The organism is Elusimicrobiota bacterium, assembly GCA_026388095.1.
In the GTDB taxonomy this organism is placed as follows: Bacteria; Elusimicrobiota; Elusimicrobia; order UBA1565; family UBA9628; genus UBA9628.
Map to the genome: position 1 here is coordinate 24737 of JAPLKL010000051.1, position 16079 is coordinate 40815.

General features: G+C 67.6%; 18 protein-coding genes. 14 read left to right on the forward strand and 4 right to left on the reverse strand.

The annotated features are described in order from the left end of the window. Positions 1–10 precede the first annotated feature (10 nt). From xseA to NTY77_13460, 5 genes are all read left to right on the forward strand, one after another. Positions 11–1237 (forward strand): exodeoxyribonuclease VII large subunit, encoded by a 1227-nt coding sequence (gene xseA, locus NTY77_13440; GenBank protein ID MCX5796491.1) that lies wholly within the window; start codon positions 11–13, stop codon positions 1235–1237. Further along, positions 1212–1451 carry an exodeoxyribonuclease VII small subunit gene (locus NTY77_13445; protein ID MCX5796492.1) on the forward strand — a complete coding sequence of 80 codons (240 nt, stop codon included), beginning with the start codon at positions 1212–1214 and terminating at the stop codon, positions 1449–1451. The genes xseA and NTY77_13445 overlap by 26 nt, the downstream gene beginning before the upstream one ends. Then, complete coding sequence (locus NTY77_13450) at positions 1448–2404, forward strand: RluA family pseudouridine synthase (protein MCX5796493.1); 957 nt, start codon at positions 1448–1450, stop codon at positions 2402–2404. Before NTY77_13445 ends, NTY77_13450 begins: the two co-directional genes overlap by 4 nt. Next, the gene (locus NTY77_13455; GenBank protein MCX5796494.1) at positions 2395–3018 is read left to right on the forward strand and encodes an HAD family phosphatase; all 624 of its coding nucleotides are present in this window, start codon (positions 2395–2397) and stop codon (positions 3016–3018) included. Before NTY77_13450 ends, NTY77_13455 begins: the two co-directional genes overlap by 10 nt. 61 nt (positions 3019–3079) lie before the next feature. Next, positions 3080–3373, forward strand: coding sequence for a hypothetical protein (locus NTY77_13460; GenBank protein MCX5796495.1), 294 nt, complete (start codon positions 3080–3082; stop codon positions 3371–3373). Between the two features lie 10 nt (positions 3374–3383). Here NTY77_13460 and NTY77_13465 read toward each other — a convergent pair whose 3' ends face one another. The 3 genes from NTY77_13465 to NTY77_13475 form a co-directional block, all read right to left on the reverse strand. After that, the gene (locus NTY77_13465) at positions 3384–3629 is read right to left on the reverse strand and encodes a hypothetical protein (protein ID MCX5796496.1); all 246 of its coding nucleotides are present in this window, start codon (positions 3627–3629) and stop codon (positions 3384–3386) included. A 20-nt stretch (positions 3630–3649) separates the two neighbouring features. Then, a complete protein-coding gene (locus NTY77_13470; GenBank protein ID MCX5796497.1) occupies positions 3650–5626 on the reverse strand; it encodes a hypothetical protein in 1977 nt (658 codons plus the stop codon). A gap of 80 nt (positions 5627–5706) precedes the next feature. After that, positions 5707–6576 (reverse strand): DMT family transporter, encoded by an 870-nt coding sequence (locus NTY77_13475; GenBank protein ID MCX5796498.1) that lies wholly within the window; start codon positions 6574–6576, stop codon positions 5707–5709. Between the two features lie 45 nt (positions 6577–6621). On the opposite strand from NTY77_13475, the gene NTY77_13480 reads away from it, so the two are divergent. The 3 genes from NTY77_13480 to NTY77_13490 are packed head-to-tail and all read left to right on the forward strand — an operon-like array spanning position 6622 to position 9101. Then, positions 6622–7359, forward strand: coding sequence for a TlyA family RNA methyltransferase (locus NTY77_13480; protein ID MCX5796499.1), 738 nt, complete (start codon positions 6622–6624; stop codon positions 7357–7359). A gap of 21 nt (positions 7360–7380) precedes the next feature. Continuing rightward, positions 7381–8343, forward strand: coding sequence for a glycosyltransferase (locus NTY77_13485; protein ID MCX5796500.1), 963 nt, complete (start codon positions 7381–7383; stop codon positions 8341–8343). After that, positions 8340–9101 (forward strand): hypothetical protein, encoded by a 762-nt coding sequence (locus NTY77_13490; protein MCX5796501.1) that lies wholly within the window; start codon positions 8340–8342, stop codon positions 9099–9101. Before NTY77_13485 ends, NTY77_13490 begins: the two co-directional genes overlap by 4 nt. Here the strand turns inward: NTY77_13490 and NTY77_13495 are convergent. Continuing rightward, complete coding sequence (locus tag NTY77_13495) at positions 9098–9751, reverse strand: HAD family hydrolase (GenBank protein MCX5796502.1); 654 nt, start codon at positions 9749–9751, stop codon at positions 9098–9100. The genes NTY77_13490 and NTY77_13495 overlap by 4 nt on opposite strands. 120 nt (positions 9752–9871) lie before the next feature. On the opposite strand from NTY77_13495, the gene NTY77_13500 reads away from it, so the two are divergent. From NTY77_13500 to NTY77_13525, 6 genes are read left to right on the forward strand one after another with little or no spacing between them, the layout of a single operon-like run. Beyond that, positions 9872–10873 (forward strand): thiamine pyrophosphate-dependent dehydrogenase E1 component subunit alpha, encoded by a 1002-nt coding sequence (locus NTY77_13500; GenBank protein MCX5796503.1) that lies wholly within the window; start codon positions 9872–9874, stop codon positions 10871–10873. A 2-nt stretch (positions 10874–10875) separates the two neighbouring features. Then, positions 10876–11916 carry an alpha-ketoacid dehydrogenase subunit beta gene (locus NTY77_13505; GenBank protein ID MCX5796504.1) on the forward strand — a complete coding sequence of 347 codons (1041 nt, stop codon included), beginning with the start codon at positions 10876–10878 and terminating at the stop codon, positions 11914–11916. Then, the gene (locus tag NTY77_13510; GenBank protein MCX5796505.1) at positions 11913–12845 is read left to right on the forward strand and encodes an NAD(P)-dependent oxidoreductase; all 933 of its coding nucleotides are present in this window, start codon (positions 11913–11915) and stop codon (positions 12843–12845) included. The genes NTY77_13505 and NTY77_13510 overlap by 4 nt, the downstream gene beginning before the upstream one ends. Then, positions 12846–14327, forward strand: a complete 1482-nt coding sequence (locus tag NTY77_13515; protein ID MCX5796506.1) for a radical SAM protein — start codon at positions 12846–12848, stop codon at positions 14325–14327. Next, positions 14324–15334 carry a kinase gene (locus NTY77_13520; GenBank protein ID MCX5796507.1) on the forward strand — a complete coding sequence of 337 codons (1011 nt, stop codon included), beginning with the start codon at positions 14324–14326 and terminating at the stop codon, positions 15332–15334. Before NTY77_13515 ends, NTY77_13520 begins: the two co-directional genes overlap by 4 nt. 1 nt (position 15335) lies before the next feature. Further along, complete coding sequence (locus NTY77_13525) at positions 15336–16076, forward strand: sugar phosphate nucleotidyltransferase (protein MCX5796508.1); 741 nt, start codon at positions 15336–15338, stop codon at positions 16074–16076. Positions 16077–16079 lie beyond the last annotated feature (3 nt).

The following is a 16079-nucleotide window of genomic DNA, read 5'->3' on the forward strand; positions in this document are numbered from 1 at the left end:
GCAACTGAGCCTGGAGATGGCCGGAGCGCGCAAGGTCTACACGGTCAGCCAGGTCAACGCGCAGATCCACGAGCTCCTGGAAGCCTCCTTCCCCGAGCTCTGGGTCGAAGGCGAGATCTCCAACTGCCGCGCCTACCCCTCCGGCCACACCTACATGACCCTCAAGGACGAGGGCGCCCAGATCCAGGCCGTGCTCTTCAAGGGCGCGGCCTTCGGCGTGAAGTTCAAGCCCGTTGACGGGCTCAAGGTGCTGGTCCGGGCGCGGGTGTCCTCCTACGTCAAGCGCGGCGACGTCCAGCTCATCATCAGCGCGCTGGAGCCGCGGGAGAAAGGAGCGCTCCAGCTCGCATTCGAGCAGCTCAAGGCCAAGCTCGCGGCGGAAGGTCTCTTCGACGAGGCCCGCAAGAAGCCGCTGCCCCCCTTCCCGAAACGAGTGGGCATCGTCACCTCCGCGCAGGGCGCGGCGGTCCACGACATGATCACGGTCCTCTCCCGCCGCTGGCCGGGCCTGGAGATCCTGGTCTACCCGGTCAAGGTCCAGGGCGACGGCGCCAAGGAGGAGATCGCCCGGGCCGTGGCGGACTTCAACGAGCTCCTGCCGGACACGGACGTACTCCTGGTGGGCCGCGGCGGCGGCTCCATCGAGGACCTCTGGGCCTTCAACGAGGAGCTCGTGGCCCGGGCCATCGCGGCCTCCGAGATCCCGGTCATCTCCTGCGTGGGCCATGAGACGGACTTCACCATCGCGGATTTCGTCGCGGACGTGCGGGCCCCCACCCCCTCGGCCGCGGCCGAGCTGGCGGTCCCGGAGCAAGCCGCGGTCCTGGCCCAGGTGACGGACTCCCGGCGCCGGCTGCTGGCCTCTATCCAGGAGCGCCTGCGCGGCCTGGCCGAAAGGCTCGACTTCGCCAGGCGGCATCCCTTCCTGCAGAGCCCCCACCGCATGTACGAGGAGCGCAGCAAGCGCGTCGATGAGCTCTTCGGCCGCTTGCCCGAGGCCCTGCGCCAGGTCCTGCTGCACGCGGAGAAGGACCTGCGGCTGCAGATGGAGAAGCTCGACGCTTTCAGCCCCTTGAAGGTCCTGGGCCGCGGCTACGCCATCGCCGAGAAGCTGCCCGGCCGCGAGATACTCCGGAGCGCGGAGCAAGTGCGCCCCGGCGACCGCGTGCGCGTGCGCCTGCACCAAGGCGAGATCCATTGCGAGGTGAAAGATGCCCAAGAAAGAAGACAAGCCTGACTTCGAGACCTCCCTGAAAAAGCTCGAAGGCATCGTCCGGGAGCTGGAGTCCGGGGAGAAAGGCCTGGAAGAGTCTTTGGAGCTCTTCGAGAAGGGCGTGACCTTGGCCAAGGGCCTCACCGCCCAGCTCGAAGACGCCAAGCGCAAGGTCGAGGTCCTCACCAAAGAGGGCGGCAAGCTCTCACGCAAGCCTTTCGCCGAGGCCCAGGGATGAGCGCAGCGGGGGCCTGGGTCGAGGTCCCCTTCGAGGTGCAGAAGCCCCAGGACGGCCTGCGCCTGGACTCCTATCTCGCCGCGCGCCTGCACCGCTACTCGCGCAGCCAGGTCCAGCGACTCATCGACGCAGGCCGGGTCTTCCTGCGCGGCAAGACGGTCAAGCCCGCGACCCGCGTCGCCTCCGGCGAGACCGTGTTCATCCGCTATCCCCGCCATGAGGAGCTGCCCTGCCTCCACGAAGAGCTGCCGGTCCTCTATGAAGACGAAGTCCTGCTCGCCGTGGACAAGCCCGCGCCGCTCTTATGCCATCCCACGGACAAGATCCAGAACAACACCGTGACTTCCGTCTTGAAGAAGCAGTTCCCGGGCCTGCGCCTGCACCTGGCCCACCGCCTGGACCGGGAGACCAGCGGGGTTCTGCTTCTGGCCAAGGATCCCGGGACCACGCGCCGGTTGGCGGCCCATTTCATCAGCCGGCAGGTGAAGAAGGAGTATCTGGCTTTGGTCGCCGGAGAGGTCTCCTGGCGCCGGCAGACCGTGGATGCGCCATTGGGCAAAGAAGGGCTGGAGATCAAGGTGCGGCAAGCGGTGGGCGCAGGGGCCGAAGCGCGCACCGAGTTCGAGCTCCTGGCCTGCGGCGCGGGGCTTTCCTTGGTCCTCGCCCGGCCCCTGACCGGCCGTCTGCATCAGATCCGCGTGCACCTGGCCCATCTCGGCCATCCGGTCCTGGGAGACAAGCTCTATACCGGAAAAGGAGAGCTCTACATGAAGGCGGTGAGAAAATCCCTCACCGAAGCCGACTTGGCCAAGCTCGGCGCTCCCCGGCAGATGCTCCACGCGCAGCGCCTGCGCCTGCCCCATCCGGAGACGGGCCGGGAACTCTCCGTGACCGCGCCGCTACCCGAGGATTTCCGCCGTCTGCTGCAGGGAGCCGGGATCTCATGGCCGTAAGCCCCCCCCCCATCAAGGCCGTTTTCTTCGACATCGGCAACGTCCTACTGCACTTCGACATCCCCGCCATCCTCGCGGAGATCTCCGCGGCCCTGGGCCGCCATCCCATCAAGGTCGCGCGCATCCTGCTGGACACCAAGCGCATCTCGGCCTTGGAGCGCGGCAAGATCGGCTCGGACGAGCTCTACCGCATCTTCCGCGATGAGCTGGGCTACCGCGGGAGCTTCCCGAAGTTCAAGAAGCTCTGGTGCGACCACTTCTCCTTGGAGCGGCGCACCGCGGCTCTGCTCAAGAAGGTCTCCCGGCGGGTGCCCACCTACCTGCTCTCCAACACCCACGCGCTCCACTACGATTTCATCAAGGCCCGATACGCCTTCATCAGATGCGTGCGCGGAGCCGCGCTCTCTCACGAGTTGGGCATGCGCAAGCCGGAGCCGCGCATCTTCCGTGCGGCCCTCAAGCTCGCCCGCGTCAGCGAGCCCGCGCAGGCCCTCTTCATCGACGACCTGGATCTCAACGTCCAGGGCGCCCGCAAGGCCGGCCTGCAGGCCATCCATTACCAAGGGCCGGAGGACTTGGCCCGACGCTTGAGGTCTTTCGGGCTGCTCGCCTAGAACGCCTTACGGAAGACCGCCGACTCCCGCCCGGCGATTTGCTAGAATCCGTCTGCGCCGCATGATAGACGAGCCCCGGAAGACCTCCGTCCTGCGCTTCGCCGCCCACGCGCTCTATCTGCCGCTCATCGCGGCGCTGTGCTACGTGCTCGTGCTCTGTCTCCTGATGCTGGGCCGAGGGAACCCCGCCGGCGCGCACGGACTCCTCTACGGCGTCATGCTCTTCTTCGTCGGCCGGCGCTACGCCAGGATCTACGCCGGAAAGCTCGATGGCCCCCAACTCTGGAAGGATGTGACGGCCCTGGCGGTCATAGACTCCATGCTGGTCGTGCTGTGGATGGAGTACTTCTCTTGAGTCCGCGCCGTTAGCGCAGGATCATAGGAAGGAAGAGCCCGACCAGGCCCAATGATGCTCCCAGCACCATCAGGACGATCCCGCCGTAGGCGAGCAAGCCCCGCGGACCGAGGCCGAAATCCCGGAAACCCTTCTGGTCTTCGGGCCGGTCGTCGCGGTACCTCCGGAAGAGCCACCAGCCCAGCGCCAGGAGGACCAGGCCCGCGGCGATGAATATGGCGGTGAGCATCCCCGAGCCTTGGTCTTGTTGGTACATGTCGGAGCCGGGCGCCTATCCTACCGTTTGCCGCCTTTGGGAGCGACGGGGGCCGCCGGCGCGGCATAGATGAAGTCCATGGTCTTTTCGACGCCGGCGCCCACCACGTCGTTGATCGTCGGACCCAGCGGACGGCCCATGGAGATGACCGCGCCGATGTTCGTGCCGATCTGGACCTGACTGCGGCCGAGCCAGTTGGGCAGGGCGCCATAGGCCGTGGCGCCCGGGGAGTAGCGGGTGAGGGCGAACTTCGGCACGGTGCCTCCGGCCAGACCCCCCTCGAAGGCCGAGATGTTGGCCTCCAGACCCTTGGCGTAGCGCGCGCCGTTCAATGAACCCGAGCCCATCCAGCCCGTCGCGCGATAGGCCCCGTTCTCGAACTGGTTGTAGGCCTGCAGTTCCACGGCTTTCACGCGATCGGCGAAGACGAGCTTCTCCGCTTCGGAAAGCTTGTCATAGCTCTTGCCCATCTGCCTGAGCAAAGTGGCGCGGACCTGGTACTGTTGGACCGCGTGGGTCACCTCGTGGGCGCCTCCGAGCCGCGTGTTGATGACGATGGTGCTCGCATCGCCCTCGGCCATGCCCATGCCGAGCAGGCTGCGGTCCTCGACGACGGTGATGCCGACGTTCTTGCTCGCGCCCGCCTCCTTGAGGCCGGTGAGGACCTGCCGGGCGGTCTTGGTGGTGACCTGCGCGCCCTCTCCGGCCGCGGCCTGGACGATGCCGCGCACCTCGCCGGCCACCTCGCCGGCCACCGTCTTGCCGACCCCTCCGCTCAGTTCGACGATCTCGGAGCCAGCCCGGGCCGTACGGTATACCTCTGTGCCGCTGACGATGCCGCGCGCCGAGTTGACCAGCCCCCCGGCCTTGCTCACGGCGGCGACGACCGGGACGAAGTTGAGCGCGGCCAGGGCGGTGTTCGCCGCGACCTTGGTGCCGTCCCATATGAGGGTGCCCACGCCGGCGCCGCGGTTCTTGTCCCAGCGCGTCTGGTCGCCGCTCTTCTCCATGGCGCCGAAGCCGCTGAGATGATAGAAGAATTTCATGACCTTGGCGCCCGTGGCCACCGTGCCGGCCTGTATCCAATGGCCCTGGGACGCGACGTCGTCCTGCCGCTTCTCCATGTCATCCCAAAACTTCCAGGCGCCCGTGGCCCAGCCGTACTCGAAGCCGGGCTCTCCCATCTGCGGGGCTTTCTCGGAGATGGCGGAGACAGGGGCCGGGACCTTCCGGTCGAGGCCCCCCAGCCCCGCGGGCAGCTGCACCCGGGGGAGTCTGGCGATGGCCGCAAGCTCGGCTTGCGTGAGCACGGCTTTGGGGTCACGCCGGCCCACGATCACGGCGTTGCCGTTGCCGTCCGTGAAGAGGAGCCCGCCGAGGGCCTTGGCATACTCGCCGGCTTTCGCCGTCACCCGGCTGGAGACCTGGGGGCTGAGCCGGGCGTCCGCGAGCAGGCGGCGCGCGGCCTCGGCGTCCATCATGAGCTCGGCCTGCGTCTTGGGCTTGTTCTGGGCGGCCCCGCCGCGGACCCTGTCCCCATACAGCTTGAGGAGCTGGGCCTTCTCCGTGTCCGCGGGCTTGCGTCCCAGCAGGCCTTCGGCCGCGATTCCGATGGCCTGGTGGTGCACTTCGATGGGGTCGTCGGGATGGCGTCCTAGCTGGACCGCCATGGCCTGCTCCCTTAGGGCGCTGAGGCCGCGCACTTTATCCCGGGCGAGAGGCGCCGGGATGGCCCCCATGGCGACGCCCTGGGCGCCGTTGTCCGGTGGAATCTTGCCCGAAAGCTGCTGGAGGACCCCGCTGCTGAGCGCCTTCTCGATGGGATCGCCCGCCAGATATGCCTTCGCGGCCTGCGTCTGGACGTCCCGATAAAGAGTCAGGAAGGCCCCGGAGTTGGCGACCCAATCGATCGGCGCGGGAGGCGCGGTGCTGCCGGCAAAGGCGCGCGGCGCGGCGCACAAGAGACAGATGAGGACAGCCAGAGCCGGGGCTAGCATGGAGGGGTCTCCATAGAAGAGTTTGGCCCCGGAACCTTGATTTGTCAAGGCCATCGGTAGTATTAAGGAAGAAGCCCGCCTCAGAGAGGCAGGACTTCCTTGCGCCGAGCTTTGATGAAGTCGAAGCGATGCAGCTCGCCGAGCACCATGGCCGCTACGATCAGCAGGCCGCCGACGGCCTTGCGGCCCACGAAGGCTTCCCCGCCCACGGTCCAGGCGAAGAGCGCGGCGAAGACCGGCTCCAGAGAGAATCCCAGGCTCACGGTCAGAGGCGGCAGCTTCTTCTGGATGAGGATCTGCAGGAAGAACGCGGACAAGGTCGGGAACAAGGCCAAGAACAGGATGACCTCCCAGCCCCTGGGCGCGGCCACGGCCATGGGCAGGCGCAGGGCCGCGCAAGCCAGGAATGCCAGGACGGAGGTCATCCAGAACTGGTGGAAGGCCAGCAGAACCACGTCCGCGTCGGCCCGCACGCACTTGTCCGTGAAGAGCAGGTGGCCGGCATAAGTCGCGGCCGCGACCAGGCTCAAGGCGTCGCCCCGATTGACGCCCGCAAGCCCCCCCGTGAGCAGCCAGAGTCCGCCGACCGCGACCACGACGGCCAGCCATTGCGAGGGAGCCAGCGCCTTGCGGTAAAGGGCGAGCATGTAGACTGGGACGAACACCACGAAGAGCCCCGTGATGAAGGCGCAATTCGAGGCCGTGGTGAACCCCAGGCCGACGGTCTGGGACACGTAGAGCCCGGCCAGGATGAGGGAGAGGACGAAGCCCTCCCACATCAGCGCCGTCGGCCGCCGCCGCCTCAGGGCCCAAGGCAGGAGGCACAGCGCCGCCAGGAGGAACCGGTAGGCCACCATGGCCACCGGCCCCACATCCGCGAGCGCGTCCTTGACCATGAAGAAGGTCGCGCCCCAGACCGCGGAGCAGTAGACGAGCCCGAGATAGGACATGAGCGCGATAATATTATCATAGAATGCAGGCATCGCCCCTCGGCCATGAAGACCCCGAAACTGCGTCTAGACGCCCTGCTGGTCGAGCGCGGCCTCTTTCCGAGCCGGGCTCGGGCCCAGGCCGCCATCCTGGCCGGCCAGGTCAAGGTGGACGGTCATCCCGATGCCAAGGCCGGGACCTCTTTGCTCGCGGACGCGCGCGTCGACGTCATCGGCGACCCCAACCCCTTCGTCTCCCGAGGCGGACTCAAGCTCGCCGCAGCCCTGGACCGCTTCCCCGTCGCGGTCGCGGGCCGGGTCTGCCTCGACGTCGGCGCCTCCACCGGGGGCTTCACGGACTGCCTGCTCTCGCGCGGAGCGGCCCGGGTCTACGCCGTGGACGTGGGCACGGCCCAGCTCCACGCCAAGCTCCGGGCCGACCCCCGCGTCAAGAGCTTCGAGCAGTTCCATGCCAAGGACCTGCGCCCCGGGATGTTCGACCCCCGTCCGGACCTCGCGGTGGTAGACGTCTCTTTCATCTCTCTGGCCAAGGTTCTGCCGCACGTCCTGCCCTGCCTGGCCCGGCCCTTCGACATCCTGGCTTTGGTCAAGCCCCAATTCGAGCTGGAGCCCAAGCTCGCGCCCAAGGGCGTGGTGCGCCGGCCCGAGCACCGCGCCCTGGCCCTGGATCGGGTGCGCGAGAGCCTGGGCGCGCTGCCCGTCAGGGAAGCCGGCGTCCTGGAATGCCCGGTCCACGGCCCGAAGGGCAACATCGAATCTTTCGTGCATCTCACGTCAGTTTGATAGAATGAAAGTGGCGCTCCCATGAAGATCCTCCTCATCCCCGACCCGGCCTCTCCCTACGGCGAAGACGCCTTCTGCCGGGAGCTGTCCCAACGCGCCGCCTCGCGCGGCCATGAGACGGTGATGGCCGAGGGGGATCCCGCGCGCGACGCCGACGTCGTGCTCATCAACAGCTTCCAGGCCGCGCCCATACGCGCCGCCCGCGCCGCCGGCAGGAAGGTGGCGGTCCGGCTCATCGACTCCTTCGCCGAGGTGCCGGCCGCGGAACTGCCTCCGATACTCGACGCCCTGCGCCAGGCGGACCGCCTCCTGGTCCCCAGCCGCTATCTCGCGGACTTGGCCCAGTCCTGGGGAGTCAACGGGAAGGCCCTGCCCGTGCCCTATGCCTATGACCGGGTCATGGCCAACAAAGTCGCGCTGGTCACCATGCGCGCCTCCCGGCCGGCCGACTTCCAGATCATCACCACCTGCAAGTTCAGCGAGGCCTGCCGCCCGGGCCTGGAGCTGCTCATGTCCGCGACCAGCCGCCTGCGCTTCGACTGGCATCTCACCATACTGGGCCAGGGCCCGCTCCTGGCCTCGGTCCAGGAGCGCTCCCGCGGAATCCTGCCCGCGCAGAGAGTCCTCTTCGCCGGCGAGCTGCCTCATCTCAAGGTCATGGAATTCTTCCGCTCCGCCAAGGTCTACGTCAACCCCACGGGCTCCGAAGGCTTCCCGGCCATGTCCCTCTACGCACTCTCCGAGGGCTGTCCCGTGGTCGCGCCCCGCTGCGGCGCGGTCCCCGAGCTCATCACGGACGGCAAGAACGGCATGCTCTTCAACGCGGGCGACGCCGCCTCGCTCGCCCAGGCTTTGGTCACCCTCTGGTCGGTGCGCGGCCTGTCCTTGCAGCTCATCGCCGAGGGCATCAAGACCGTGGAGCGCCACACCTGGGACGCCACCGTGGCGGCGGCCTTCGACGCGCTGGAGGGCATGGCGCGATGACCAAGCTCGTCTGCGCGCTGCTGGTCGACCTCGATGACGCCGTGGATTTCCCAGGCAGCGAGGGCTCGGTGCTGGGCCGGCCCCTGGCCGCCTATCCCCTCATGGCGGCTCGCACCTCGGCCCATGTGCGCCGTGTCTACGCGGTCACGGGCTCTCCACCGGTCAAGGCGGCGGCCCTACAGTACGACGCCATCATCATCGACCCCCCGGCCGGCAAGCCCTCCTTGGAAGACTACCTGCGGCACGGCTTGCGCCAGGCCACGGCGGACTTGAGCCGCGAGGACGCCGGGCTGGAGTTGCTCGTGATGCTCTTCCCGAACGCCCCGGCCGTGACCAAGGACATGATCGATTCCGGAGTCGAGGCCCTGCTTGACCGACCGGAGCTCGATTCGGCCTTGAGCGTGGCACCGTTGGAGCGCTGGTCGCCGGGATTGACGCGGCAGCAGACCAGCGACGGCCTTCTGGAGACTTTTCTGCCGCCGGCCAGCGCGGCCGGGCCGGCCTGGCATCCCACCTGGGGAGTGACCGTGCTCAGGCCCGGCAACGTCGAGCCGGCGGCCGGCGGCGGCACCTGGCCCTGGCTGGGCCGAAAGGTCCTGCCCATCAAGACCTGGGGTCCGGGCCTGATCGACTACCACTGGCAGCTCCCGGGACTGGAGTACTGGCTCAAGAAGAACGGCGTCCCGGACCTGTCCGCCAACCTCGAGCGCCAGCCCCTGCCCAAGCCCCAGCTCTCGCCCAAAGGCGACCGCCGTTAATCGCGCTCCATCTCCCGGAGCACGGCGGGGAGACCGCGCAGGTCTTTGACCTCCCAAGGGCAGGGCGGCAGCTTCCACTCGGCGGGAGAGCCCACGCGGCGCACGAAACGCACCCCCGTCTCCTTGGCCGCGCGCCAGTCGCTCTCCGCGTCGCCCACGAAGACCACCTCTCCCTTCCGGAACGGCCCATCCCGCAGGACGCGGCGGATGACGTCCGGCTTCTTGGCCGGCGAGCCCCAAGCCCGCTCGAAATACGCCAGGAGACGGCGGCGGCGCAGGATGCGTTCGAGCTCTTCGTGGGGCGTGCCGGAAGCCACGAAGAAGCGGTAGCGGCCCCGCCCCCTGCGCAGGAACTCCCGCGCCCCGGGCACGACCGGGCACTTCAGGACCCGGTCGAAGACCAGACGGGAGAAATCCGCGGCCAGCTGCGCCTCGCGCCGCGGGGTGTAGCGCTCGCCCAGGATCTCGGTGCAGATGTGGCGGAACTTGACGTGCCGGGAGATGCCCATGTGGCGCACGTGGTAGTCCAAGATCTCCGGGATGCGTCGCGGATGGTCTTTCCGGAACAGAGCGCGGAAGGCCTCGGTCTTGATATCCGTAGATTCCAGGATGACCCCATCGCAATCGAAAACGACGGCCTCGATCTTCACCGTCCATTTTGTAGCATTGTCCCGTCCGTGGCCGCAACGGCTGTACGCCATTCCAAGTCCCCCCGGCCTACGAGGACAGCGCCTTACTCTGGCTCGTCGGCAAATGATAGAATCCCCGGCATGAGGCGCTCATCCGCTCCCAAGCCCCCGCGCACCGTACAGCGGGAACTCCTGCGCGCCATGAAGCGCATCCGAGGCGTAGAACTGGCCATCGAGGCCGAATACCCGAAGGACGAGATGAAGACGCCGGTGCATCTATGCATCGGCCAGGAAGCGGTCCCGGTCGGTGTGTGCGCGAACCTGCGCCAAGACGACTACGTCCTGAGCAACCACCGCAGCCACGGCCACTACTTGGCCAAAGGCGGCGATCTCAAGGCCATGATCGCGGAGTTCTACTGCCGCGAGACCGGCTGCTCCCGGGGGCACGGCGGCTCCATGCACCTCATCGACCCTGCGGTGGGCCTGCTGGGCTCCTCGTCCATCGTGGGCGGGGGCGTCCCCCTCGCGGTCGGCGCCGCGCTCGCCTCCCAGCGCCTGGGCCAAGATCGGGTCGCGGTCGTGTTCTTTGGCGACGCAGCCTCAGAGGAGGGCGCCTTCTACGAGAGCATGAACTGCGCCCGGCTCTGGAAGCTGCCCGTGGTCTTCGTCTGCGAGAACAACTTCTACTCCGTGTGCTCCCACATCGACGCCCGCCAGCATACGCGGGAGATCGTCCTGCGAGCCCGGGCCTTCGACATCCCCGCGGCCCAGGTCGATGGGACGGACGTCCTGGATGTCTATCGCAAGGCCGCGGCAGCCGTGGCCCACGCCCGCCGCGGCAAGGGCCCCTACTTCCTGGAATGCCAAGCCTATCGCTGGCGCGCCCATTCCGGAGCGGGGGACCCGGACGCCGAGCGCTATCGCAAGCCCGGCGAGGCGGAGCGCTGGCTCAAGCGCTGCCCGATCCGCCTTCTGGAAAAACGCTTGTTAGCCAGCGGCACCGTGCGCCCTCAGGACATCCAAGGCATGCAGGAGCGCATCTCGGCCGAGATACGTGAGGCGTTCCGTTTCGCCCAGGCCGGCCCCCTGCCGGGGCCCGAGGCCCTGGAGCGGCATCTCTTCTTCTCGGAGCGAGCCGCCTAGCCATGCCCTGGACCAAGGTCCTCGTCGAGAAGTCCGCTCCCGATTTCGACGAACACGCGGGGCGCCAGGCCCGCAAGCTCTCCTACGGCGAAGCCATCCGCGAGGCCCTGGACCAGGCCCTCGAGCGCGACCCCCGGGTCTATGTCATGGGGCAAGGCGTCGACGACCCATCCGGCATCTTCGGCAGCACTTTGGACCTGCACCGCAAATACGGCAGCAAGAGGGTCTTCGACACGCCCCTTTCCGAGAACGCCCTCACCGGCATGGCCGTAGGAAGCGCCCTGGCCGGCCTGCGGCCGGTCTACGTGCACAACCGGCCTGATTTCCTGCTCCTGGCCATGGATCAGATCGCCAATCATGCGGCGAAATGGAGCTACATGTTCGGAGGCCGCAGCCATGTCCCGCTCGTCATCCGGGCGGTGACCGGGCGGGGTTGGGGCTCGGCCGCTCAGCATTCGCAAGCCCTGCAGGGGCTCTTCCTCCACATCCCCGGGCTCAAGATCGTCATGCCGGCCACGGCTTACGACGCCAAGGGCCTCCTGCTCTCCAGCATCGCGGACGGCAACCCGGTCTTGTTCCTGGAGCATCGCTGGCTCTACAAGCACAAGAGCCACGTCCCAGAAACGCTCTACCGCGTCCCCTTCGGCAAGGCCCTGGTGCGCCGGCGCGGTAAGGATGCGACCGTAGTGGCGGTCTCCCAAATGGTCATCGAAGCTCTGACCGCGGCCGATGAGCTCGCCCCGCAGGGAATCTCCGCCGAGGTCATCGACCCGCGGACCTTGTGCCCGCTGGACACGACGGCCATCCTGAAGTCCCTGCGCAAGACCGGGCGCCTGGTGGTCTGCGACACCGGGTGGAAGACCGGCGGGGTCACGGCGGAGCTCGCCGCCTTGGCGGCGGAGAAGGGCTTCGCCTACCTCAAGCGGCCCGTCAAGCGTATCGCCTGCGCGGATGTCCCGACCCCGGCGGGCTACACTTTGGAGAAGGCGTTCTACCCGGGCTCAGCCGATATCGTCAAAGCGGTCCAGGAGGTCATGGCATGAAGGTCTTGGTGACGGGCGGCGCGGGCTACATCGGCTCCATCCTCGTGCCGCGCCTGCTCGAGCAGGGGCACGAGGTGGCGGTGATCGACAACTTCATGTACCGGCAGACCTCGCTGCTGGACTGCTGCGCCGACCGAAGGCTCACCATCGCGCGGGGCGACGCCCGGGACCGCAAGCTCATCGAGGAACACCTCAAGGACGCGCAGTACGTCATCCCCCTGGCCTGCCTCACCGGGGCCCCCCTCTGCGACCGGTTCCCCCAGGAGGCGCAGGGCATCATCGTGGACGCCCTCAAGCTCCTCGTCGAACTGCGCCGGCCGGGGCAGAGGATCCTCTATCCGACGACGAATTCCGGCTACGGCATCGGCCAGGACGGGGTCCACTGCACCGAGGAGACCCCCTTGCGGCCCATCTCCCTTTACGGCAAGCTCAAGGTCGAGGCGGAGCGGCTCCTCCTCGCCGCCGGCGACACGGTCACCTTCCGCCTGGCCACAGCCTTCGGCGTCAGCCCGCGCATGAGGCTCGACCTCCTGGTCAACGACTTCACCTACCGGGCCGTCAACGACCGCTTCATCGTGCTCTTCGAGGCCAACTTCAAGCGCAACTTCATCCATGTCCGCGACGTGGCCGCGGCCTTCCTGCACGCCATGGCCAACTTCGACCAGATGAAGGGACAGGCCTACAACGTGGGCCTCAGCGACGCCAACCTCAGCAAAGAAGAGCTCTGCGCGGAGATCAAGAAGCAGGTCCCCGAGTTCTACTTCGTGGAAGCCAAGGTGGGAGAGGACCCGGACAAGCGCAACTACATCGTCAGCAACGAGAAGGTCGAAAAGACCGGGTTCAAGCCGAAGGTCTCCCTGTCGGAGGGCATCCGGGAACTGGTCAAGGGCTACCAGGTGCTCAAGCGCGACGCCTTCGCCAACAACTGAATGCCCGAGCCCGTCGATATCCTCTTCATCAACCCGGGCGACAGGGACCGGATGTACGGGGCCTTGGCCGGGAGCCTTTCCGGCTGCGAACCTCCCATCTGGACCGCCCTGACCGCCGCTTTCCTGCGTGAGAAGGGCCATTCCGCCAGGATCATGGACGCGGACGCGGCGGGCTGGTCGCCCGAGCGCGCGGCCGACGCCGCCGCCCGGGATCTCGCGCCCCGCCTCATCGGCGTCGCCGCGGCGGGGGCCAACCCCTCCGCGTCATCCACGCCGAAGATGGACGCCGTCATCCGTCTCTGCAGGGCCCTGCGCGAGCGGCTGCCGGGCGTGCCGGTCATCGTCTATGGCATCCACCCCTCGGCCTTGCCCGAGCGAACCTTGGAGGAGACCGGGGCTGAATTCGTCTGCCGAGGAGAGACCTTCCTGGCCTTGGACGCGCTCCTGGCGGCGCTCAAGGCCGGCCGCGGCCCGGAAGGCATCCGGGGCATCTGGACCCATCGGGGCGGCGCGGGCTGGGCCGAGCTCCTGAAAGACCTCGACGGCCTCCCGGCGCCCGCCTGGGACCTCCTGCCCATGGAGAAGTACCGCGCCCATAACTGGCACTGCTTCGACCGCCTCGACCAAAGGCAGCCCTATGGCGTCATCTACACCAGCCTGGGCTGCCCTTTCGGCTGCACCTACTGCAACGTGTCGGCCCTCTACGACGGCCGGCCCGGCATCCGATTCCGCAGCCCGGCCCGGGTGGCGCAGGACGTGGACCTTCTTGCCACGAAGTACGGCGTGCGCAACATCAAGATCCTGGACGAACTCTTCGTGCTCAAGGAGTCGGCGGTCCTGGAACTCCTGGACCTGCTCATCGCGCGCGGCTACGGACTCAACATCTGGGCCTACGCTCGCGTCGACACCGTCAACGAGCGGATGCTCTCCAAGATGAAGCAGGCCGGGGTCAACTGGCTGGCCTACGGGATCGAATCCGGCAGCCAGGAGGTGCGCCGGGGCGTGGCCAAGGGCAAGCTGAGCCAGGACAGCATCCGCCGCGCCGTGAGCATGACCCATGAGGCCGGGATCCACGTGGTGGGGAACTTCATCTTCGGCCTGCCCGAGGACGACCGCCTCAGCCTCCAGCAGACCTATGACTTGGCTGCGGAGCTCAACTGCGAGTACGCGAACTTCTACGTGGCCATGGCCTATCCGGGCTCGCGCCTCTACGAGGACTCCTTGCGCGACCGGGCCCCTTTGCCGGAGCATTGGACCGGGTACTCCCAGTTCTCGGAAGAGACCCTGCCCCTGCCGACCCGGCATCTGAGCGCCGGCGAGGTCCTGCGCTTCCGGGACTCGGCCTTCGACCGCTACTACCGGCGTCCGGAGTACCGCGACATGGTCCTGCGCAAGTTCGGCCCGGAGACCCTGAAGCACATCGAGGGCATGCTCCAGCACAAGCTCCGCCGCAAGCACGCCGCGCCCCAGGAGGCCTCATGATCATCAGCCGAACGCCTTTCCGCATCTCCTTCTTCGGCGGGGGCACCGATTACCCGGTCTGGTATGAGGCCAATTACGGGCAGGTCCTCGCCACCACCATCAACAAGTACTGCTACATCACCTGCCGTTATCTGCCGCCGTTCTTCGAGCACAAGCACCGCATCGTCTATTCCCGCATCGAGAACGTCCAGCAGATCGCGGAGATCCACCATCCCTCGGCGCGCGCCTGCCTGCAGTTCATGGATATCCGCGACGGCATGGAGATCCACCACGACGGCGACCTGCCCGCCCGCTCCGGCATCGGCTCCAGCTCGGCCTTCACCGTGGGCCTGCTGCACGCCCTCTACGGATTGAAGGGCATCATGCCCACGCGCCGGCAATTGGCCACCAACGCCATCCATATCGAGCAGGACGTGCTCAAGGAGAACGTGGGCGCCCAGGACCAGATGCTGGCCGCCTTCGGCGGGTTCAATCTGATCTATTTCGGAGGCACCCGGCATCTCCAGCTGCGGCCGGTCACCTTGCCCCCCAAACGCATCTCCTCTTTGCAGCGGCATCTGATGATGTTCTACACCGGAGTGCCGCGCATCTCGTCCCATATCGCCCAGGAGCAGGTCAAGAGGACCAAGGCGCGCAGCCGGGAGCTCAAGGCGATATGCGAGCTGACCGACACGGCCCTGGAGGTCCTCAACGGCAATCGCGACATCACGGAATTCGGCCGGCTCCTGCATGAAGGCTGGCTCATCAAACGCAGCCTGACCGGCAAGATCTCCAATCCGCAGATCGACGAGATCTACGCGACGGCCCGGAGCGCCGGGGCCCTGGGCGGCAAGATCCTCGGCGCCGGCGGAGGAGGCTTCATCCTGCTCTTCGCCAAGCCGGAGGACCAGCCCGGGATCTGCAAGCGCCTCAAGAAGCTCCTGCATGTCCCCTTCGAGTTCGAGAGCATGGGCAGCCGAATCATCTTCTACAGCCCCAGCGACCCCCATGGTTGTGAGGCGCTGTAGGATGGCCCAAGGCTCGGCGCTCCAGGCCGCGGACGTGCTGGTGCTCTGCGGCGGGTTGGGCCGGCGTTTGCGCGAAGCGGTCCCGGACCGGCCCAAGCCCATGGCCGAGGTGGCCGGCCGGCCCTTCCTGGACATCTTGCTCGACTATGTCTCCGGCTTCGGCTCCCGGCGCTTCATCCTCTGCGCGGGCTACATGGCCGATCGCATCCGCAAACACTACGTCGCCAGCGCCGCATCCGGCCGGGAAGTCCTGGTGTCCTGCGAAGACCGGCCGCTGGGCACCGCCGGCGCGATCAAGAACGCCGAGAGCCTCTTGCGCAGCTCGTCATTCTTCGTCATGAACGGCGACTCCCTCTGCCGGGCCGATCTGCGCCGGTTCTGGGATTTCCATCAGGGCCACGACAGCCGAGCCAGCGTGGTGCTGGCCCCCCCGGAACCAGGGTCCGACTACGGCTCCGTGTCTTTGGACCCGCAGGGCCGCGTCACAGGATTCGTCGAGAAGTCCGAGGCGGGCCCGGGACAGCTCATGAACGCCGGCATATACCTTTTCACGGGGGCCGCCCTCGCAGCCATCCCCGCAGGCCGCCCGACATCGCTGGAGCGCGACCTGCTGCCGGCTTTGGCGCGCGAGGGCCTGGCCTGGGGCTGGCCCGTAGCGCAACGCGTCGTGGACATCGGGACTCCGCAACGCTACGCCGAGGCTGATGCCCGGCTGCGCGCGGAGCCCCCGCCAGGAGGATGACCG

Coding starts and splice junctions, on each gene's coding strand:
- NTY77_13445 (MCX5796492.1), top strand. CDS start 1,212: ATGCCCAAGAAAGAAGACAAGCCTGACTTCGAGACCTCCCTGAAAAAG.
- NTY77_13450 (MCX5796493.1), top strand. CDS start 1,448: ATGAGCGCAGCGGGGGCCTGGGTCGAGGTCCCCTTCGAGGTGCAGAAG.
- NTY77_13455 (MCX5796494.1), top strand. CDS start 2,395: ATGGCCGTAAGCCCCCCCCCCATCAAGGCCGTTTTCTTCGACATCGGC.
- NTY77_13460 (MCX5796495.1), top strand. CDS start 3,080: ATGATAGACGAGCCCCGGAAGACCTCCGTCCTGCGCTTCGCCGCCCAC.
- NTY77_13465 (MCX5796496.1), bottom strand. CDS start 3,629: ATGTACCAACAAGACCAAGGCTCGGGGATGCTCACCGCCATATTCATC.
- NTY77_13470 (MCX5796497.1), bottom strand. CDS start 5,626: ATGCTAGCCCCGGCTCTGGCTGTCCTCATCTGTCTCTTGTGCGCCGCG.
- NTY77_13475 (MCX5796498.1), bottom strand. CDS start 6,576: ATGTCCTATCTCGGGCTCGTCTACTGCTCCGCGGTCTGGGGCGCGACC.
- NTY77_13480 (MCX5796499.1), top strand. CDS start 6,622: ATGAAGACCCCGAAACTGCGTCTAGACGCCCTGCTGGTCGAGCGCGGC.
- NTY77_13485 (MCX5796500.1), top strand. CDS start 7,381: ATGAAGATCCTCCTCATCCCCGACCCGGCCTCTCCCTACGGCGAAGAC.
- NTY77_13490 (MCX5796501.1), top strand. CDS start 8,340: ATGACCAAGCTCGTCTGCGCGCTGCTGGTCGACCTCGATGACGCCGTG.
- NTY77_13500 (MCX5796503.1), top strand. CDS start 9,872: ATGAGGCGCTCATCCGCTCCCAAGCCCCCGCGCACCGTACAGCGGGAA.
- NTY77_13505 (MCX5796504.1), top strand. CDS start 10,876: ATGCCCTGGACCAAGGTCCTCGTCGAGAAGTCCGCTCCCGATTTCGAC.
- NTY77_13510 (MCX5796505.1), top strand. CDS start 11,913: ATGAAGGTCTTGGTGACGGGCGGCGCGGGCTACATCGGCTCCATCCTC.
- NTY77_13515 (MCX5796506.1), top strand. CDS start 12,846: ATGCCCGAGCCCGTCGATATCCTCTTCATCAACCCGGGCGACAGGGAC.
- NTY77_13520 (MCX5796507.1), top strand. CDS start 14,324: ATGATCATCAGCCGAACGCCTTTCCGCATCTCCTTCTTCGGCGGGGGC.
- NTY77_13525 (MCX5796508.1), top strand. CDS start 15,336: ATGGCCCAAGGCTCGGCGCTCCAGGCCGCGGACGTGCTGGTGCTCTGC.